Origin of the sequence: Bacillus sp. XF8 (assembly GCF_017498755.1) — a bacterium.
GTDB lineage: Bacteria > Bacillota > Bacilli > Bacillales > Bacillaceae_G > Bacillus_A > Bacillus_A bingmayongensis.
The window spans coordinates 104447-124220 of record NZ_JAGDQK010000023.1 but is presented as its reverse complement, the minus strand read 5'-3'; the positions used below and the strand labels follow the sequence as shown (position 1 = coordinate 124220).

The following is a 19774-nucleotide window of genomic DNA, read 5'->3' as shown; positions in this document are numbered from 1 at the left end:
TCATTACATAGAAAAAAGCACCTCCAAAAGTAGATGCTCTACCTTTAGAAATGCTTTTATCTTCATTACTTACTATTTTTCCTCTGTTACATAAGCCCACTTGAAGCTGTATTCTGGACTGATATTATGTTTTACAACACCTTTTACGTTTGGTTTCATTACATACGATCTAGCATTTTGATGTAATGGTACAAGCGCTACATCTTCTTCAAGCAACAGTTTTTCTGCCTTCCCTAACTCTTCCCAACGTTTCTTCGCATCCGTCATTAATTCCGTTGATGCCTTATTAATGATTTCATCATACTTAGAATCTGAGAAGCTCATTTGGTTATGAGAATGATTAGACTCAAACATATCTAAGAATGTCATTGGATCCGCATAATCTGGGCTCCAACCACCATATGAGAAATCATAATCTTGCTCAGTTTCTAATTTTAGCTTTTGTTTAAATGGCTGCATTTTAATATTTACTGTTACACCTTTTAAATTTTTCTCGATTTGATCTTTTACATATTCACCAACTTTTTTCGCATTACTTGTATCATAGTTTAAGAATTCAAGTGTCACTTGATCTTTACCAAGCTCTTTCTTCGCTTCTTCCCAAGCTGCAGCTGCTTTTTTCGTATCGTGTTTTAGACCATTTTTAAACTCCTCTTGGAAATCTTTACCATCCGGTCCAGTCGCTAATCCTTTTGGTACTAAGAAATCAGCTGGTTTAGAACCATCATTTAAAATTACATTTGCTAAATCCTTTTTATTAATGGACAGCGCAATTGCTTCACGTAATTTCTTGCTCTTTAGCGGCGTATCTTGACCAGCACGTTTTTGATTTAAACGTAAGAAGAACGTACTTGGTTCCGAATATACGCCAAATTCTCCTTCTTTCGCTCTATATTTATCAACAAACTCCCCACTTAATAAAGTGAAGTCAATTTGACCGCTATCATATAGATTTACACGAGTTGCCATATCTTTTACAACACTATAATTAATTTCGTCTAACTTCACATTCTTTTTATCCCAATAACTATCATTTTTCTTCAACTTCCAGCCCTCTTCATGCTTCCAATCTGTTAAAACAAACGGCCCATTGTAAACGACTGTATCAGATTCTAAACCGTATTTATCTCCTTTTTCCTTTACAAACTTTTCATTTAATGGATAATACGATGGGAATGCTGTTAAATTTAAGAAGTATGGCACTGGACTATCTAGTTCAACTTCAAGTGTATAATCGTCAACTGCCTTTACACCTAATGTTGAAACTTCTGCTTTTCCTTGACTGATTGCTTCTGCATTTTTAATAGGGTACGCAATAAATGCATATTCTGCAGCTGTCTTTGGATCCACTAACCGTTGCCATGCAAACACGAAGTCTTTCGCTGTTACTGGATCACCGTTTGACCATTTTGCATCTTTACGAAGCTTAAATGTATATTTTTTCCCATCCTCACTTTTCGTGCTTGATTCAGCTGCAGCTGGGATTGGCTTATTATCTTTATCAAGGCGATATAACCCTTCCATTGTATTCCCTAAAATTTGTGATCCAAGAGTGTCTGTATTTTTTGATGTATCCATTGTTGGAATTTCGTTTGTTTCTGTACGATTCAGCACTTGTTTTGCTGCTAATTTCTCACCTGATTTGCTATCACTTCCGCTTGAATTCGTACTTGCTTTCTTATCATCACCTGATGTAGAACATGCTGTTAATGCCATACTCATTGCTAAAACTGGTGCTACGACTGCTGTTAGTTTTTTCATCTTTTTCTTTTTCACTTTTTGTACCCTCCCTATTTCCTGTACGCTTCTAGATTAAGAAATTTCTGATAATTCTATTTTTCTTTATATATTTATCAGAAGATTACTATTAATTATTATTCTACTAATTTTTTGATTTTTGTAAAGTGTTATTATTAAAAATTTTAGAAAAATTATTTTATTACAGTAATATTCATAAACATTCCATTATATTGATATGGATTTTTTCTTTTATTACTATACACATAGGGTTTTTCTTCTATTTATTCCAATGTTAAAGAAAATATTTGTAAATTATTGTTAATAAATAGTGTATAATTTTAGAAAATCCTTTCTTAATAAAATAAAAAGAGTCAGCTAAGCTGACTCTTTATCCGGCTATTTACACCAGTCTTGTAATAAAAACAACTATTATACAAGCACAATCATACATGGAAAAAGAGAATATATTAATAACGTAACCAAAATGTTCAAATTCTAAATGTATTAGAAAGAGGAGGGATATTAATATGAGTAAACAATGTCCAAATAACGCGCACTGTCCAATTTTTGTACCATGTTCAGTTCCAGGGCAAACTCAAATTCCACTTACTAATTCACCTGCACCAGCTATTGTTAGACCAAGTGCACGGGTGAAATTCCCCGTTGTTTTGGCAGAGAGAACAATTCAAATTGTCGTAGAAGCACATATTGATCTTCACCCTGCAGCAGTAGAAATTAAACGAGTGTTAAAGGATGTATTTTTAACACAATGTAAACTTGTACCAGTTGCGTTCCAAAACTTTAATAAAACAGGATACCGTGAAGTAACGCGAGCAAAATTATTTGTGAAAGGTTATATTCGTAAAAATATCGAATATGCTACTGATGATTGTAATGGAATCCTTCAATATCGAACCGCGAATGTTCCATTTTCTGGTTTTGCTGATTTAACTGAAGATGACTTCATCACTCTTCCACTTATCGCTGCTGGTTCCGCAAATAGATCACAATTCATTAATCCTAAAGATGGCGATTTCCCTCGTTTGGATAAGTTTTTCTTTGAAAATACTGTTTTCTATAATGAGCAACCGTTTTGTGAATTAATACGTGCAGATTTCTTTGAACTAGATTTCGCTCCATGTCCTACGCCTATAAATAAAGAATTTTATAAGATTCGTGAAAAAGTAGTATTAGATCTTACTTTGAAAGTTTTACAAATACAACAAGTGGAATTTGGTTCTGATACAAACAATAATTGTTAGAAACGTAGATTCTGGTGCAAAAAGAGTCCCATTCAATTAGAATTTAATTTTCAAATAATCCCTAACTCAGAAAAAGAACCGCACATCCTGCTCGAATTTTTTTCTTGATTTTTCATCCAGACGCTTAGCGCTTTGTAGTTTTTCAGCTCTTTCACCACAAGTCTACGCATCTCTTTTTCATCGATGCCTTCAAAGAATGACAGTTGGCTCATCCGATACGCTTCCCCTCCGTCCAAGTTAGTTTTCTATTCAAAGGATTATTTTGTTCAAATTCTGGATAGATGTTAATATTCTTCATAAAGGAGATCTATTGATGAAAAATTTATGGACAAAGGCTTTTTTATGTGTTCTTATAGGAGCTGCTCTTTTAATAACTTTATATTTTGTTAGTGTTTCACTTTTTTGGAATCAACCGTAATTTAAAAACGTCTTAATTTACAATTATTAAACATTTAAACTAATAATAAATTTTCAATATGATTATTCAATAGATATTCCGTCAATAATGTAGCTACCCATTTCTTCAACCCATGTTTTTTGGAGTCGAGTAGTTAGTTTTTGTTAGCTGCTTGGCTCCAAAATAAAAAGGATACCGTATTCTTGAAACATCTATACAACTGTTTCAAAAGAATTTCGAACTTTCATTTATCAGTTGAACTATATTCTGCTTCCTTTGTTATAGAATTCTCAGAACATATCAGCTTGTATTACAGTATCTGTTGTATTACTTGAAGCAGTAGTTGTTACTTTTAATGAAATACTATCCTCTGCTTGAAATGTTATATTCTTTACAATTCTCATCTGTCTATACTCCCCTGTTTTGCTTGTTCCCCTTTTAATTATATAAACCGATTATAGAATGTATTTTTTTAGAAGCCCCCTTGTTACTCAGTTCAAACTATACTATTATGTTATACCATTATTCTACTCTTAAAATAGTATATCTCATTTAAAAATAATGACATACTATTTGTTTTTCATCCCGCTATTTGCGAGCAGTAAAACTCCCATCTCAAAATTCACCAAGAACAAATAAGTTAGGTGGGAGATAAACTGCCCGTAAAAGCCCGATTGGTAAGGGCTTTTAATCAGTGGGGGATGAAGAACCCCCCCCCACTGATTAAAGTTTCACTTTATTCCACCGAATTTATTTTCCTTCACTTTATCATTCAAACAAAAAAGCAGATATTTATAATGATCTGCTTTACTAAAAAATACTTATATTGTGTTTTTTATATCCCTTAACTCTCTCCACTTTCTTTTTTAGTTTGCTCTTCACTTAATCCAAGATGCGTTTGAAGTATATTGCTAAGTTCTCTTAAACTCTTTGTATCCGGATTATAATAATAGACTCGTTCACCTTTCGGCCCATTCGGTAAATATAAATCATCTCCAGCTAATTGAATTTTCTCTATTGAAGTATTTAATCCATATTTATAAAACGACAGCATATCCGCCAGAGCTAAGTTTGTCTTAAAATCATCATCAACTGCATCAATCATCTTTCCTACTTTCGTAACAGATCCTACACTTTTTATTTTTTGCAAGATTGCCTCAATAACAAGCTGTTGACGCTGTCCTCTCATAGCATCACTATCAATATGACGTGTTCGCGCAAGAGCCAGCGCTTCTTCTCCTGTTAATTTTTGCATCCCTTTTTTCAAATGAATAGCATCAGGTTCATCTTTACTATTTTGTTCAGAAAACTCAATCGGAACATCTACTTCAATACCACCTAAATCATCAACAATTTTTATAAAGGAATTGAAATTAAATTTCACAAAATAATCCACCGGTACATGTAATAAATTTTCTACTGCTTCAACAGAAGCTTGTGGTCCTCCATCCTTTCCTCTCTTTACAAAACCTCTGCCATATGCATGTGTTATTTTATCTTTTTTCTTTTCAATAGGAATATATGTATACGTATCACGTGGTATACTTATTAATTTAACTGTCTTATCATCCTTATTAAAAGTCGCTAGTAATAATGCATCTGTATGAAATGCACCATTATATTCTTTTTGGCGCTCTTGATTTTCATCAATCCCCATAATTAAAAGGGAAACATTATTTGTTATTGGCTTTACAGCTTCCTCACGTAAATCAGATTTTTCACCACGTGCTAGACTGAGAGAAGCTTTTTGTACTGCATTTGAAGCTTTATTGTACAGGTACGCACCATATCCTATTCCAGCAGCCAAAAACACCCCTAAAAATATCCCTATCACTTTTCTTGTTTTATATTTTTTCTTATTCTTTTTTTCGCGTGAAAGTAAATTCTTCTCCATATTAGTTCCCCCGATATGTATTATTCTATACAAATTAAAAACTAGCAAAATAACAAAATCATTATTTATTCAATACGCTTTTCAATTTTTCATATGAAGAAACATCTTTTTGAAATACGTTTTCATCAATCCCTTTGTTTATTTGTATCTTTTCTGTAGTAATCGAATACTGGATCATTCCATTATGAAAGCTCAAAAAGTTCAACATAATCCCCGTATTTTTCTCTACAATCATTTCGAATTTTCCTCTTAAGTCTTCAGATGTGCTTAAAGGCATCTCTATATTTATAACGCCCTCTATTTTGTAACAATCTAATCCTAGATATTTTGTTTCTTTAAAATTCCAATCTTTATATCTAATTAACAAATCTGCAAACTCCGATTGAATACTATATTTAGCTAGTCCGACATATTCATCATCATACCGCTTTTTCTCTCCCACTTTATTAAAGGTCCTTTCGGTAGGCGTTAATTTTAGTAAGCCTTTATTTTTAGGTTCTGGCTCCCAACTCACTTCTTTATAGGTATAATCTTTATCATTAAATTCTCGCTTTTTTCCTTTGTTATATAAAACTGTCATTTTTTTTGACTGACGACCCTCTTTAGAAGAAATCCCTTTCTGATTTCTTGTATCAATTGCATACTTATAAGTAGTAATTAAGCGTGATGAACTAGAGTACTCTTCAAATTGCCCCGTAACATTTTTAAAATGATCAATTGAATCAAGCATTTTTTGGTGAATTTTTTCTTTTTCAGGATAATTCACGTTAGATTTTGTCTCTTCCTCATTTTCATAATCTGAAAATGCTTTTTTCGTTACATATTCAAATACTCCACCTTTTTGTGCAAAGCTTTGCACGGAAAATTCAAACATAGAAATGATTGAAAATACCATTATTGCCGCACTAACAGCCATAACTTGAACTCTATAAGACTTCTTTTTAACCGGCAGATTATGTAATGTATCATTAATTTTCTGATTTAAATGCTCTGGTAGTATTGCCTTCTCTCGTTCTATTCGCTTTTTCAGTTTTTCATCAAACAATTGGTTCTTATCCATCGTATACACCTCCTATTCCATTTTTAATAACTTTTGCAGTTGTTCTCTCGCTCTCGACAGCCTGGATTTAACTGTACCTTTTGGAATTTCTAATAGTGTTGCAATATTTTCCTGATTCATATCTTCGTAATAATAGAGAACTGTTACAGCTCTTAATTCTTCACTTAAAGAATGAATTGCATTATGAAGATCTAAATCTTCATAATGATCAAATACTACCATCTGATAATTATTTTCTTCCATTGCCACTACTTTTTTATGAGACCGTATCATTTCATTGCACTGATTAATTAAAATTCGTATTAACCATGTTTGAAAGAATTGTTCATGTTTAAGCTTTTTTATATTTTCATATGCTTTCAAAATTGTTGTTTGTATCGAATCTTCTATATCAGCTTCATCATGTAACATCGCTTTCGCAATTCGATAAAGTTTTACTTTATGCGTATGTATTAATGAAGTAAATGCTTCATGATCACCTTTTTTAGCTAAAGAAACATCTGTCTCTTCTTTCATTATAGTTTTATATAACGGTATTACTTTCACTGTTTATCCTCCTGTTTTATTTCTCTCAATAAAACTTTATACTTATTAGACGGATTTGTGAGGAAAAAGGTTCGTTTTTTTTAAAATTTTCTAGAAATTAAAAAAGATAGTTAATTCCTTTATGAACTAACTATCTTTTCAACCCTATTTGTCTATAGTGGTAAGTCTCTCTTCTTGAACAACACAATTGCTACTGTAAAAATACAAATCGCACCGCAAGTTAATCCAATACTTACCGGCCATATGTTATATGTCCCTGCCACAATTTCTTTTGGTCGAAATAACGTAAATAATGATATATTTCTCATCCATTCTAGCTTATCACTTAATTTCCCTACCATATCTAGTAAATAAAACAAAATTGTAACACTGGCAGAAAGACTAAGAGCTTTTCTTTCATCATTACATATACAAGAGAATAAAAATGAATAAGCACTAACTACGAAAAATAACAGACCCCCAACTAAATTCATTTTGAAAAATACTTCTTGATTTAAATTGTTATCTTTCAAGAACCACTCTGCTCCTAATACACCAGCCCCATACGTCGCAAGTATAATAATCAGTAATCCTAGAATAAGAACTACGCCTTGTGTTATTGCGATTTTCACTCTAGATACAGGTGTTGCTAACAAATAAGCCATCGCTCCTTTATCTACATAACGAGCCATTACATGTGTAGCAACCGTTACACTAAAAATTGTCAATATGATAATGAATAACATACCATAGTATTCACCAGCTAAAAAATCACTTACATTTTGAATTGGAGTTTCCATACCAACAATTTTTTTCACACTATCTGGCATGGCACCTATCATTTCATTTAACCCTTTTGCAGATACGAGTGATGGAAATATCCAAATTAATAACCATAAATAAAGAGCCGCACCAATCGAATAACTCCATATACTTTTTTGATTTTCCTTAAAACTAGCTAAAAACAGCTGTTTATTCATGTTTCACACCCTCTTTCGCATCATAATAATGCATAAATAAATGTTCTAGATCCATCGCCCTCGTTTGAAGTGCTTTCACATTATATTGTGCAAGTATTTGTAATACTTTCTGATAATTCCCCTGTACAATAATGGATGCTGTATTCCCCCTAACCTCTTCAAATTGTAAATTTTCCTTTTGTAAAGAACGTATTTCTTCTTGAGCCGAAAGCGTTATATCCATTACCTGTCTTCTCATGCCCTGTAAATCATGAATATTTTCTACCGTTACAAGGCGACCATCTTTAATAATAGCTACTCGGTCACATGTCCGCTCAATCTCTGTAAAAATATGTGATGACATGAGAATTGTCTTTCCTTTTTGTTTTTCCTCTAATATTAAATCTATAAAAGTTTGTTGCATAAGCGGATCTAATCCTGATGTTGGTTCATCTAAAATCAGCACTTCTGGATCGTGCATAAATGCAGCAACAATTCCTACTTTTTGTTTCATCCCTTTAGACATTTTTCGGATTGGCGTTTTTACATCAAATTGTAATCTTTCAATGAGCTCATCACGTCTCTTTATATCTTTCAATCCCCGCATACCTTGCATAAGTTTTAAGAATTCTAATCCGTTCATTCCTTCTATAAAAGAAATTTCTCCTGGCAAATAACCAACTTCTCTTTGAATTTTCGCAGCTTCATTCCAGCAGTCTAATCCAAAAATTTCTGTATGACCAGCTGTCGGCTTTATAAAGCCCATTAAATGACGAATCGTTGTTGATTTCCCCGCACCATTTGGTCCAAGGTATCCGAAAACTTCACCTTCTTTTACTTGAAATGTAATATCAAATAACCCTTTCCCACTTGAAAATTGTTTTGTGACATTTTGGACTGAAATCATTATTCCACCTCATTTTTTGAAATATTTCATTGTTTATATTTCAAAATTATTGTACTCCTCCCCCCTTAAATTAGCAACAAATTTTTGAAATATCTTTATGTCTATATTTCAAAATTATTGTTTCCATCTCTGTTTTCTTGTATATTTTAAATGAGGTGATTGTATTGAACGGTTTTGAAAAAGTAAAAGAAAAGAAAAAACGTGCTATTAAAGACGCGGCATTGTTATTATTTTCAGAACGTGGATTTAATGATGTAAAAATAGAGGATATTGCAAAAAAAGCAAAAGTATCTCAAGTTACCATTTATAATCATTTTGGTAGTAAAGATGCACTTTTTAGGGAGCTTATTCAAGAATTTGCGACAACTGAATTCCAATACTATAAAGAGCTAGCATCTGAAAACATGCCTTTTCATGAAATGATGCATAAAATGATTGTTAGGAAGATGGAAAGAGGCGGTATATTTCACCCTGACATGCTATTGCAAATCATACAAAAAGATTCAGAGCTTCGTGCATTTATATATAGTTATCAAAATGAAACCGTCCTACCTTGGTTTTTAAAGATATTAGAAAATGCGCAGCATAAAAATGAAATTAACCCCAATCTTTCAAAAGAAATGATGTTACTATACATCCAAATGTTTAGCAAACTTGGTGATGACTACGGGCTTCAATTTTTGGAAGGAGATCGTGAAAAGCATATACAAGATATTGTTACGATGTTTTTCTATGGACTTTCTAACCCTGAAAATATGAATCACAAAAATTAAAATGACAATTTGAATTGACTTATTAAGGTTAAAGGGGAATATTACATGCCACATAATAAGCTTTTTTATGAGGTAATTTGTATGAGTTGTAGACAAATATTTAAGGTATACGAAGGAACTCAAATATACAAACGCTTTAAAGAAAATAGAAAGGGAAAATACAATTGTGAGCAATGTAGTCATAATATACAGCTAGAAGCAATTAAAAATTTTTTTGATAAATACTAAAAGAATTTTATTGTATATCTAATCAAATTCAACGCATGTTTCAATCCCGAAAATCATAAAAAAGACACGAGATCGTGTCTTTTTTATGATCTATAATGAAATGACTCTACCTGTTTCATTACTTTCAATAGCTGCTTGAATAACACGGATAACTTGTAAACCTTCTTCGGCTGTTACAGGAACTGGCGCTCCATTTACAATACTATCACGAATTCCTTTATAATACATATCATAACATCCAACTTCTGTCGGAATATGATTTAATTCTTCTTCTGTTTCTAAGACAGCAAAATTAGCTTCACTATCTTCACCATATCCTGTATCACCTGGCTTCATACCCGCTTTTAATTGCTCTTCTTGTGAATCCATACCATATTTTACAATCGAACCTTTATCTCCATGAACATTAAAATGAGGTCCTGCATGTTTCACATAGCTGCTACTATGTAAAATGACACGCTTAAATCCATAGTGAAGTACAATATGGAAATAATCATCCGTTTCTGCTCCAGGTCGTTGCTTTACTACATCCGCACTAATAGCATCTGGTTTTCCAAATAAATGTAATGCTTGGTCAATTAAATGTGATCCTAGATCATATAAAATCCCTGACCCTGGTAAATTTTTTTCACGCCAACGGTCACGTACATGAGGACGGAAGCGATCAAAATGCGCTTCATATGTATACACATTTCCAATCTGTTTTTCTTCAATTGCTTTCTTTATTGTTAAGAAATCATTATCAAAACGGCGATTATGATACACACTAACAAAGACATTATGTTCTTTCGCCAATGTAATAAGTTCTTCACCCTCTTCAACTGAAACAACAAATGGCTTTTCAACAACAACATGCTTCCCATGTAAAATAGCCTCTTTTACAAATGGAAAATGCGTTGTATTTGGTGATGTAATAATAACAAGATCAATGTCGTCTCGTTTTACTAATTCACCAATCGTACTAACAACCTGCACAGTTGGTAATGTTTGCTTTACGACTTCTTCTTTCGAAGATACAATAGCACGAATATCATATTCATCAATCGTTTGTAATAAAGGAATGTGAAATGTTGTACTAGAAAATCCAAATCCTACAATCCCTACGCCTATTTTTTTCATATACTGCCTCCATCTATGAGAACGATTTCATAGTTATTATATCAGTTTTTATTTTATTTACATAACCATTTGCTCATACTTAGATCATAAAGAAAAAGATGTATTCCACATATAAACCAAATTTCTATCTTCACTTTTAGAATCTGTTTTTGAAACATTTTATATGAAATAGCAAATTAAATTCGTCCTTTCTTACAATTTGTTAAACACGTAATTGATTACTATAACAAAAAAACTCCAATTAACTGAAGTTCTGATTTTAATAATAGTTTTTGGTTTCAAGGTAGGGGCTCGAACCCTTTACTTCTCAATTAATATTGAGCGTTCTCCCGTTAAACTAACCTCGCATAGCTCTGTATAAATAATATTTTTGCAAATTCCCTATATTTCTATTAAAGTATTACATTGTACTCATTTCCTTTCAACAAAAATTACCCGAAGGTTTTTTGTTTATTTTGCGGCATAACCTTTTGATCGCTCCTATTCTAATTTAAATTCATTTGGTGTGATTTTCTTATTTAACCAATGTTCATCCGTTTGAACATGATTTTCTCTTACAAACTTTGCAACCGAATTTTTAAAATTATTATAATGAAATCCATCAACTAATCGAACAACATATCCTTCTTGCTCTCCACCCAAAAACGAATTTTTGGTATAACAAGATTTTATCTTCTCTTCATCAAACATACCTTTGTATAGTACCGGCGCTGTTATTAAACTTAACTTTTCAGACCATTCGATTGTTTGATCCCAGGATAAACACATATTGTTATCATCCCAAATTGAAAATAAATAAAAATAACTTTCTAGTTCCCGATAAAAAATAGAGTGCTTTGCAAATAAATTTTCCTCACAAACTCGCCAATTTTCAGGGATTTGATAACCAATTGTAGCTTGTAACATTTTAACCCAATGTCTTGATTGATGGTCATTGCTATCTATTGACCGTGCATGGATAGCGTTCCGATAAATAGAACAATTTTCTCCATCTAACTTTTCAGTAACAATAACTTCTTTACCTATAAAATGGGCAAGGTTTTTTAACATCTTGTCATCATCTGTTTTTGTCTCAGACCAGGGTAAATGAAACGTTCTTGGATATTTTATCTTCATACAAAAACACCTCACTTAGCATATGTATCTGCTTCACGAAAGAAATATAATTTAGCTAATAAATCCTTACCTAATAATTGTAAAAGATGTGGATTTCCACATCTTTTTTTGAATTTTTAGAGGTCGCCCCCCCACCTAAATGACAAAACAAGCTGAATACTTATAAATGACTGTACAGAAATAATTTTCGTTTTGAGAGCACTTTAAAATATTAGTTTGATGGGCATGGGTCATTGCCCCCTAAAGAATATTCTTACTTTCAATTTATCTCATCTTATTTACTTTATTCTTCTATAAGATTTTATAAAATCTAAATTTTCTCAATATACAAAATAAAAACATAATTTATAATAACTCTTGTGAGCTAATCATTTTTAAAATTTCTTTTTTTATATTCTATTTTCTTAGAGGATTTATTACATTATTTCCATCTCTTAAAAAAGAAAGGTTGAAGTCATGGACAATACAAAAAAACTAGAATACATATTATTCAGCGCATGGTGTGTTTCTCTTATCGCAACCCTCGGGAGTTTGTATCTGTCTGAAATAATGAAATATGAGCCTTGTACATTATGCTGGTATCAACGTATTCTCATGTATCCACTAGTTCTTTTACTTGGAACAGCTATTATACGCAAAGATTATAGAATTGGGATTTACAGTTTGGTTCTCGCTCTCATTGGCGCATGTATAGCTGCCTATCACTATTCCCTTCAAAAAATTACATTTTTATCTGAAAACGGAACATCATGCGGAAGAATACCTTGCACAGGGGATTATTTAGATTGGTTCGGATTTATTACAATTCCATTTCTCGCTCTAATAGCCTTTCTTCTTATTATTATTTGTGGCTTTATTCTTATTAAAATAAACAAGGAGAGAAACAGTATATGAAAAAAATGCTTTTTTTTATCATTACTATTTTATCAATATTTACACTTATTATTATTCTAACCAATAAAGAAACAAAAAGTGAAAAAACCATAAGTGCTGAGAAGGTAAATTATTATAAAAATCAAATTACCCCTGAGCAATTGCAACAAGATCTATCAAACCACAAAACAAAAATAGTTTATTTCTACAAAACGACCTGTCCACATTGCCTAAAGGTTTCACCAATTGTAGTTCCTATGGCAAAAAATATGAATATCGATATGCAAGTTTTGAATCTAGAAGAGTATAAACAAGGTTGGGATATGTTTCAAATAAAAGGAACACCTACCATTATTTCTTACAAAGATGGGAAAGAAATGAGTCGTATATTAGGTGAACAGTCTTTACAAACGTTTCAAACATGGTTTGAAAACAACAAATAAGAATTTATATTTTACCAAAAACACTATTTTTCAAACTTATAACTAGAGTATTGATAAAGAAACAAATATTAGCTTTATTTTTTGTTTTTAACTATACATTCTATTAATTTATAGAGGAGTAAAGGGGGCTCTCCCTCATGCTTACCAATCTTGAATACAGTTTAATTTTTTACTTGTTAAGTATGAGGGGGATTCCCCATTTGCAATAAAATATAATTTATTAGGAGGTAACATGTATGTTTAAAAAAGTTGCATTATCAATCGCTTCAGTAGCAGTAGCAGGTTCAGTTTTATTCGCAAGTCAATCGGTAACGGAAGCTGCTTTTTATCCGGTACAAAAAACAGGTTCTGGGCTAGATCTTCGCACGACTCCGACAATAAATGGCCTACGGACTGAATCAAACATTCCAGATGGCACTAAACTTTGGTTATATTGCTATGTGAATGGCGAATCTTATATGGGAAGTAAGGTTTGGGATTTTGTAGATGATAATGGCTATGGTGGTGAGTTAGATCAAGGCTTTGCTCCTGACTATTTCATTAAAACTGGTTCTTCTAAACCAGTTGTTGGATACTGCGCTTTTTAATTGAAAAACATAAGAAAACAGCCTCATCAGGCTGTTTTCTTTTTTTACATAGTAATCTCCGTAGTGGTTAACGGGCTCACCTCACTTTTTGTTTGTTCCTCTCGTATCACATCAGTAATTACTTTTACGGATGTAACATCATTTGGAGCTTGAGATAAGAAACAGATAAGTGTAAACTTCATTTTCTCTTTTGCTTTTAAGCTTCGACTTTTTGGATCCGCATTCATTTTATATACGTCTACTTGTTCCCCATTACTTAAAACAAGTGTTTTAAAAGGCCCTTGTTCTAAATCAAGTACTTGATCTGAAGTATTTTCTAAAGTGGTTGTAAATTGTATTGCATTCATTTGCTCTGTACTTAGTCCTCGTTCTTTTAAGTTGTATTTCCCAATTTCACTTACTTCTGTACTCTGAATTACCTTAATTCTTTCTACTTGAATATGAAGAGGCCCTGCTTCTATCATTGTATTGGGCTCACTTAATTGCTTTAGAATCACTGTTCCAAGTGGATGCTTCGCTTCTTGCCCTATTTGTGTTAATGGTTCTGTATAAGGCTTAGTTTGTACATTTGTTTCAGCTATGGGAGCTGTTTTAGTATCAGATTCCACCTCTTTTTCAGAATTCGTTTGATTAGAACAAGCAGATATAAATATACTTAAAGATACAGCTGCTAAAAAGAAAGATATTTTTTTCATTTATGAACCCCTTTATTACAGAATATAGTTCATACATTTGTTACTGTTCCATAGTTCTTAAATTATTGTAAATCAATAGTCTAAATTTTTAAATATTTAATTCAAAAATTTACGTAATTCTATATTGAGAAAATTTATGTAAAGATACTTATTTTGTACAACACGAATTTTATAAAGTGAAACTTTTATCAGTGGGATTTTCTTCATCCCCTACGGATGGAAAGCCCTCACCAATCGGCCCTTTATGGACAGTTCATCCTCACCTCACACCCTTGCTTTTCACTGAATTTTGACGTGAGAGTCTTACTGTCCGTTAATGCGGAATATATCCTAAAATTTATTAGAATAGTAATAAACTTAAAGCTTCCAATATAAAAAACCATGCTCTATATAATATAGAACATGGTTTTCACTAATAAGATGTGTTTATTTAATTAGAATTCTTACTATCGTTTATTCACTCTGTCCGTTTCTTCGTCCACGTCTCAATCACTTCACCGGTATCACTAACATCTAACACTAGACTCCCGTTACTATAGCGGTCTTTATTACGGAACGCTTTCGGATCTATTTCTTCTACAATCTGTTTTTCTGTTTTCATGTAAACAAGTTCATCATCCCGAACAATTTCAATACCGACAATACGGTATGGATTACGTTTTAACTCTTTAAAGATAACAAGGCCTCGCTTCGCCCTTGTTGACTTCTCAATTTCGGAAGCTTTTAATCGCTTAACTGCGCCTCGCTGCGTTACGAGAATCAATTGATCCTTTTCACCATTTAACGGTTTACCCGAAGCGACGTAATCATCCTCTTTTAAATTAATCGCTTTTACACCAGCTGCTCTTACACCAACTGGACTTACTTCTTCTTCATTGAAGATAAGTGCATATGCACCGTGTGTTGCAAGAACAATATCACTTGTTCCATCTGTTGCGAATATATCCACAACTTCATCATCTTTTTTCAAGTTTACGGCAACAAACGCCCTTGAATAGCGCTGAACTTTATACTGATTTAGTTCCGTTTTCTTAATCATACCATTTCGTGTCACAAATACGATAAATCGCTTTTCTTCCTCGAAATTCGGTACAACAGTCGCCCAAATTAATGTCTCATCCCTATCAAGTGAAACGATATTCGCAACGTGCTGACCTAAATCTTTCCAACGAATATCTGGCATTTCGTATACCGGAAGATAAATATAATTTCCTTTATTCGTGAATAAAAGAACTGTTTCTGTTGTATTTGTATCGAAACGTTCGAGTAAGATGTCGCCCTCTTTCATACCGAAGTCTTTCCCGTTCGATGCATTATGCGAGCGCCAACCGGTGCGCTTTACATAACCTTCTTTCGTTACAGTAACGATGACATCTTCTTGCGGAATCATAACTTCCACATCGATTTTAATTTCTTCAATTTCCTCTTCAATAACAGCCCGGCGATTATCGCTATACGTTTTCTTTACTCTCTTTAAGTCTGCTTTAATGACTTGAAGAAGCCTTTTCTCACTTTGTAAAATCGCTTGTAATTCTGTAATTTTCTTTTCTAGTTCTTCCGCCTCTTTTTCTAGTGCTGTAATATCTGTATTTGTTAAACGATACAGTTGCAAGGATACAATTGCTTCTGCCTGCGCTTCTGTAAATCCGAATTTTGCACTTAAATTATCTTTTGCATTACGTTTATCTTTAGATGCTCGAATTATTTCAATTACCTGATCTAAAATCGATAATGCTTTCATTAAACCTGCCACAATATGCTGGCGGTTTTCTGCTTTTCTAAGTTCATATTCTGAACGACGTGTAACAACTTCTTTTTGATGTCCAATGTATGCATCTAAAATCTTTGGCAACGTCATAAGTGTCGGACGACGTTTATTTATAGCCACCATATTGAAGTTATATGGAACTTGTAAATCGGTATTTTTATATAAGTAATTTAAAATACCTTCTGCGTTCGCTTCTTTTTTCAGTTCCACAACTATACGAAGACCTGTACGATCTGTCTCATCACGGACTTCAGCGATTCCATCTAGTTTTTTATCTAGACGTAATTCGTCCATTTTCTTTACTAAATTTGCTTTGTTTACTTCATATGGAATTTCTGTAATGACAATTTGCTGTTTACCACCGCGAATCGTTTCAACTTCCGCTTTTCCGCGAATGATGATTTTTCCTTTTCCTGTTTCATACGCTTTTTTAATTCCATCAAGTCCTTGAATAATGCCACCTGTTGGAAAATCAGGCCCTTTAATAACCGTTAATAAGTCATCTACCGTACTATTAGGTTTATCAATACGCATCATTGTTGCATCAATCACTTCTCCAAGGTGATGCGGTGGAATCTCTGTTGCATATCCAGCTGAGATTCCTGTTGAACCGTTTACTAATAAATTCGGGAACATTGCTGGCAGAACAACTGGTTCTTCACTTGTATCATCAAAGTTTGATACAAATTCTACTGTCTCTTTATCAATATCGCGGAGTAACTCAGATGCAATTGGCGATAAACGAGCTTCTGTATAACGCATTGCTGCTGCTGGATCACCGTCAACACTACCGTTATTTCCGTGCATTTCAACTAATACGTTACGCACTTTCCACTCTTGACTTAATCGTACCATCGCTTCATATACAGAAGAATCACCGTGTGGATGATAGTTACCAATAACGTTACCAACTGTTTTAGCTGATTTACGAAACGGCTTATCATGTACGTTTCCTTCTACATACATTGAATATAAAATTCGACGTTGTACTGGCTTTAAACCATCACGCGCATCTGGTAGCGCACGATCTTGAATAATATATTTACTATAACGTGCAAAGCGGTCACCTAACACGTCTTCAAGCGGGAGGTCATGAAACTTCTCTGCCTGCATGTTATTCTACCTCCGTCTCCATAATCATTTCATTCTCTAAAATATTACCTTCTTCTTGCATACCAAACTGTACATTACGCTCAATCCATTTTCGACGTGGTTCTACTTTATCGCCCATTAATGTCGTCACGCGGCGTTCTGCTCTTGCTGCATCATCAATTTTTACGCGAATTAATGTACGTGTTTCTGGATTCATTGTTGTTTCCCATAATTGATCAGCATTCATTTCACCAAGACCTTTATAACGCTGCAACATATATCCTTTACCGACTTTTTTCGTTACACCATCTAACTCTTCATCTGACCATGCATATTCAATCACTTCGCTTTTCCCTTTTCCTTTACTTACTTTATATAAAGGTGGAAGAGCAATAAATACTTTACCCGCTTCAATTAACGGCTTCATATAACGATAGAAGAACGTAAGTAGTAGCACTTGAATATGAGCGCCATCCGTATCAGCATCGGTCATGATTACGACTTTATCATAGTTAATATCCTCGACAGCAAATTCGTTTCCAACACCACCGCCGATTGCATAAATAATCGTATTAATTTCTTCGTTCTTAAAAATATCAGCAAGCTTTGCTTTTTCCGTGTTAATGACTTTACCTCGCAGTGGCAAGACAGCTTGGAAACGACGATCGCGTCCTTGTTTTGCAGAACCACCAGCAGAGTCACCTTCTACTAAATATAATTCGTTCTTTTGTGGATTACGTGATTGCGCAGGTGTTAACTTTCCGCTCAATGTTCCTTCTGAACGTTTTTTCTTTTTACCAGTTCTCGCTTCTTCTCTAGCTTTACGTGCTGCTTCACGAGCTTGTGCCGCTTTAATCGCTTTTTTCACAAGAAGTGTTGCTACATCTGGATTTTCTTCTAAAAAGTATGCTAAATGCTCTGAAACAACCGCATCGACAGATGAACGTCCTTCACTTGTACCAAGCTTACCTTTCGTTTGACCTTCAAATTGCAATAAATCCTCCGGTACACGTACAGAAACAATTGCCGCTAACCCTTCGCGAATATCTGTACCTTCTAAGTTTTTATCTTTCTCCTTTAATAGAGAAACTTTACGAGCGTATTCGTTGAAAACACGCGTCATCGCTGTTTTAAATCCAGCTTCGTGTGTTCCTCCATCTTTTGTACGCACATTATTTACGAATGAAAGAATGTTTTCTGAATAACCATCGTTAAATTGAAATGCTAGTTCTGCTTCAATTTCATTTTGTTCACCAGCAAAGTAAACAACTGGATGTATAGAGTCCTTTTCTTCGTTTAAGTAAGAAACAAATGCTTCAATTCCTGTTTCATAATGAAAAACATCTTCTAGATCATTTCGTTCATCTTTTATAGTAATTTTCATACCTTTTAACAGAAATGCAGATTCACGTAATCTCTCACATAACGTTTCATAGTTATAATTTGTTGTACTGAAAATTGATGGATCTGGTTTAAAATGCATCGTTGTTCCAGATTGTTTTGTTTTCCCGATTTTCTCTAGTGTCGTTACAGGAACACCACCATTTTCAAAACGTTGCTCGTATATATTTCCATCGCGTTTAATTGTTACAACAAGCCATTCTGATAAAGCATTTACAACCGATGCACCAACGCCGTGTAAACCGCCACTTGTTTTATATCCGCCTTGTCCAAACTTACCTCCTGCATGAAGTACAGTTAAAATCACTTCAGGTGTAGGTTTTCCAAGCTTATGCATTCCCGTAGGCATCCCGCGCCCTTTATCAATAACACTAATACTATTATCTTTATGTATTACGACAGAAATTTCGTCGCCAAATCCCGCTAATGCTTCATCAACGGAGTTATCTACTATTTCGTATACTAAATGATGCAATCCACGGCTGTCCGTGCTCCCGATATACATACCCGGGCGTTTTCGCACAGCTTCAAGACCTTCAAGCACTTGAATTGCATCTTCGTTATATTGAAATTGATGCTTTGCCAAACTCCTTGCCCCTTTCCTAATCAAAATCAGAACATATGTTTCTATTATAGAATAACGCCTTAACCCTACTTTTGGCAAGTTGTGTTATGTCTTTTATATACCATTTTCAAAAGAAAAATCCTTGTTTTTGTACAAGGATTCCTCTAGGCTACTATTTCAGAAAAATAATCGTTTGTCAACGAGAAATGGATATGTATTCCAATTATACACTCCACCATTTTACAATTACCCAAATGACAATTATCCAAAATGGGATAACAAGTAGCAATCCCCACAAACAGCCTTTAAAAAATCTCATGATGAACACCTCGTTCATCTGCTTAGTTCCTAAGTGTTAACTAAAGCTGAA

At 33.5% G+C, this 19774-nt stretch carries 18 protein-coding genes; 6 read left to right on the top strand and 12 right to left on the bottom strand.

Annotated features, from left to right (window positions below; genetic code table 11):
* Nucleotides 1–72: 72 nt before the first annotated feature.
* Nucleotides 73–1776, bottom strand: coding sequence for a peptide ABC transporter substrate-binding protein (locus tag J4P91_RS15740; RefSeq protein ID WP_207994877.1), 1704 nt, complete (start codon nucleotides 1774–1776; stop codon nucleotides 73–75).
* Between the two features lie 491 nt (nucleotides 1777–2267).
* Between J4P91_RS15740 and J4P91_RS15735 the strand changes: the two genes are divergently transcribed.
* Nucleotides 2268–3002, top strand: a complete 735-nt coding sequence (locus J4P91_RS15735) for a DUF3794 domain-containing protein (RefSeq protein WP_207994876.1) — start codon at nucleotides 2268–2270, stop codon at nucleotides 3000–3002.
* A 50-nt stretch (nucleotides 3003–3052) separates the two neighbouring features.
* On the opposite strand, the gene J4P91_RS15730 is transcribed toward J4P91_RS15735, so the two are convergent.
* The 6 genes from J4P91_RS15730 to J4P91_RS15705 all read right to left on the bottom strand — a co-directional run bounded on the left by J4P91_RS15730 (nucleotide 3053) and on the right by J4P91_RS15705 (nucleotide 8744).
* The gene (locus J4P91_RS15730; protein WP_207994875.1) at nucleotides 3053–3214 is read right to left on the bottom strand and encodes a hypothetical protein; all 162 of its coding nucleotides are present in this window, start codon (nucleotides 3212–3214) and stop codon (nucleotides 3053–3055) included.
* A 1029-nt stretch (nucleotides 3215–4243) separates the two neighbouring features.
* Nucleotides 4244–5293, bottom strand: a complete 1050-nt coding sequence (locus J4P91_RS15725) for an LCP family protein (protein ID WP_207994874.1) — start codon at nucleotides 5291–5293, stop codon at nucleotides 4244–4246.
* Between the two features lie 61 nt (nucleotides 5294–5354).
* Nucleotides 5355–6353, bottom strand: coding sequence for an anti-sigma factor (locus J4P91_RS15720; protein WP_207994873.1), 999 nt, complete (start codon nucleotides 6351–6353; stop codon nucleotides 5355–5357).
* Nucleotides 6354–6365: 12 nt separating this feature from the next.
* On the bottom strand, nucleotides 6366–6899 hold the full coding sequence (locus tag J4P91_RS15715; protein ID WP_017151481.1) for a sigma-70 family RNA polymerase sigma factor: 534 nt from the start codon (nucleotides 6897–6899) through the stop codon (nucleotides 6366–6368).
* Nucleotides 6900–7051: 152 nt separating this feature from the next.
* A complete protein-coding gene (locus J4P91_RS15710) occupies nucleotides 7052–7858 on the bottom strand; it encodes an ABC transporter permease subunit (RefSeq protein ID WP_017151480.1) in 807 nt (268 codons plus the stop codon).
* Nucleotides 7851–8744: an ABC transporter ATP-binding protein gene (locus tag J4P91_RS15705; protein ID WP_207994872.1), complete on the bottom strand. Its 894-nt coding sequence runs from the start codon at nucleotides 8742–8744 to the stop codon at nucleotides 7851–7853. Before J4P91_RS15705 ends, J4P91_RS15710 begins: the two co-directional genes overlap by 8 nt.
* Before the next feature lie 137 nt (nucleotides 8745–8881).
* Between J4P91_RS15705 and J4P91_RS15700 the strand changes: the two genes are divergently transcribed.
* Nucleotides 8882–9517 carry a TetR/AcrR family transcriptional regulator gene (locus J4P91_RS15700; RefSeq protein ID WP_207994871.1) on the top strand — a complete coding sequence of 212 codons (636 nt, stop codon included), beginning with the start codon at nucleotides 8882–8884 and terminating at the stop codon, nucleotides 9515–9517.
* A gap of 45 nt (nucleotides 9518–9562) precedes the next feature.
* Nucleotides 9563–9745 carry a hypothetical protein gene (locus tag J4P91_RS15695; RefSeq protein WP_207994870.1) on the top strand — a complete coding sequence of 61 codons (183 nt, stop codon included), beginning with the start codon at nucleotides 9563–9565 and terminating at the stop codon, nucleotides 9743–9745.
* A gap of 90 nt (nucleotides 9746–9835) precedes the next feature.
* Here the strand turns inward: J4P91_RS15695 and J4P91_RS15690 are convergent, their stop codons facing one another.
* Complete coding sequence (locus tag J4P91_RS15690; protein ID WP_207994869.1) at nucleotides 9836–10864, bottom strand: oxidoreductase; 1029 nt, start codon at nucleotides 10862–10864, stop codon at nucleotides 9836–9838.
* A gap of 480 nt (nucleotides 10865–11344) precedes the next feature.
* Nucleotides 11345–11980 carry an RNA ligase family protein gene (locus J4P91_RS15685; RefSeq protein ID WP_207994868.1) on the bottom strand — a complete coding sequence of 212 codons (636 nt, stop codon included), beginning with the start codon at nucleotides 11978–11980 and terminating at the stop codon, nucleotides 11345–11347.
* Between the two features lie 456 nt (nucleotides 11981–12436).
* On the opposite strand from J4P91_RS15685, the gene J4P91_RS15680 reads away from it, so the two are divergent.
* The 3 genes from J4P91_RS15680 to J4P91_RS15670 all read left to right on the top strand — a co-directional run bounded on the left by J4P91_RS15680 (nucleotide 12437) and on the right by J4P91_RS15670 (nucleotide 13883).
* The gene (locus J4P91_RS15680) at nucleotides 12437–12874 is read left to right on the top strand and encodes a disulfide oxidoreductase (RefSeq protein WP_207994867.1); all 438 of its coding nucleotides are present in this window, start codon (nucleotides 12437–12439) and stop codon (nucleotides 12872–12874) included.
* Nucleotides 12871–13296: a thioredoxin family protein gene (locus J4P91_RS15675; protein WP_207994866.1), complete on the top strand. Its 426-nt coding sequence runs from the start codon at nucleotides 12871–12873 to the stop codon at nucleotides 13294–13296. The genes J4P91_RS15680 and J4P91_RS15675 overlap by 4 nt, the downstream gene beginning before the upstream one ends.
* A gap of 236 nt (nucleotides 13297–13532) precedes the next feature.
* Complete coding sequence (locus J4P91_RS15670) at nucleotides 13533–13883, top strand: hypothetical protein (protein WP_000475221.1); 351 nt, start codon at nucleotides 13533–13535, stop codon at nucleotides 13881–13883.
* 44 nt (nucleotides 13884–13927) lie between these two features.
* On the opposite strand, the gene J4P91_RS15665 is transcribed toward J4P91_RS15670, so the two are convergent.
* The 3 genes from J4P91_RS15665 to parE all read right to left on the bottom strand — a co-directional run bounded on the left by J4P91_RS15665 (nucleotide 13928) and on the right by parE (nucleotide 19425).
* Nucleotides 13928–14578, bottom strand: coding sequence for a hypothetical protein (locus J4P91_RS15665; protein ID WP_207994865.1), 651 nt, complete (start codon nucleotides 14576–14578; stop codon nucleotides 13928–13930).
* A 457-nt stretch (nucleotides 14579–15035) separates the two neighbouring features.
* Nucleotides 15036–17459: a DNA topoisomerase IV subunit A gene (gene parC, locus J4P91_RS15660; protein WP_207994864.1), complete on the bottom strand. Its 2424-nt coding sequence runs from the start codon at nucleotides 17457–17459 to the stop codon at nucleotides 15036–15038.
* Nucleotide 17460: 1 nt separating this feature from the next.
* Entirely contained in the window at nucleotides 17461–19425 is a 1965-nt protein-coding gene (gene parE, locus J4P91_RS15655; RefSeq protein WP_207994863.1) for a DNA topoisomerase IV subunit B, read from the bottom strand.
* Nucleotides 19426–19774 lie beyond the last annotated feature (349 nt).

Bases quoted from the DNA above. Each gene is read 5' to 3' on its own strand.
- J4P91_RS15675 (WP_207994866.1), top strand. From the start codon at position 12,871: ATGAAAAAAATGCTTTTTTTTATCATTACTATTTTATCAATATTTACA.
- J4P91_RS15695 (WP_207994870.1), top strand. From the start codon at position 9,563: ATGCCACATAATAAGCTTTTTTATGAGGTAATTTGTATGAGTTGTAGA.
- J4P91_RS15670 (WP_000475221.1), top strand. From the start codon at position 13,533: ATGTTTAAAAAAGTTGCATTATCAATCGCTTCAGTAGCAGTAGCAGGT.
- J4P91_RS15725 (WP_207994874.1), bottom strand. From the start codon at position 5,293: ATGGAGAAGAATTTACTTTCACGCGAAAAAAAGAATAAGAAAAAATAT.
- J4P91_RS15680 (WP_207994867.1), top strand. From the start codon at position 12,437: ATGGACAATACAAAAAAACTAGAATACATATTATTCAGCGCATGGTGT.
- J4P91_RS15730 (WP_207994875.1), bottom strand. From the start codon at position 3,214: ATGAGCCAACTGTCATTCTTTGAAGGCATCGATGAAAAAGAGATGCGT.
- J4P91_RS15710 (WP_017151480.1), bottom strand. From the start codon at position 7,858: ATGAATAAACAGCTGTTTTTAGCTAGTTTTAAGGAAAATCAAAAAAGT.
- J4P91_RS15735 (WP_207994876.1), top strand. From the start codon at position 2,268: ATGAGTAAACAATGTCCAAATAACGCGCACTGTCCAATTTTTGTACCA.
- J4P91_RS15690 (WP_207994869.1), bottom strand. From the start codon at position 10,864: ATGAAAAAAATAGGCGTAGGGATTGTAGGATTTGGATTTTCTAGTACA.
- J4P91_RS15705 (WP_207994872.1), bottom strand. From the start codon at position 8,744: ATGATTTCAGTCCAAAATGTCACAAAACAATTTTCAAGTGGGAAAGGG.
- J4P91_RS15685 (WP_207994868.1), bottom strand. From the start codon at position 11,980: ATGAAGATAAAATATCCAAGAACGTTTCATTTACCCTGGTCTGAGACA.
- J4P91_RS15665 (WP_207994865.1), bottom strand. From the start codon at position 14,578: ATGAAAAAAATATCTTTCTTTTTAGCAGCTGTATCTTTAAGTATATTT.
- parC (WP_207994864.1), bottom strand. From the start codon at position 17,459: ATGCAGGCAGAGAAGTTTCATGACCTCCCGCTTGAAGACGTGTTAGGT.
- J4P91_RS15720 (WP_207994873.1), bottom strand. From the start codon at position 6,353: ATGGATAAGAACCAATTGTTTGATGAAAAACTGAAAAAGCGAATAGAA.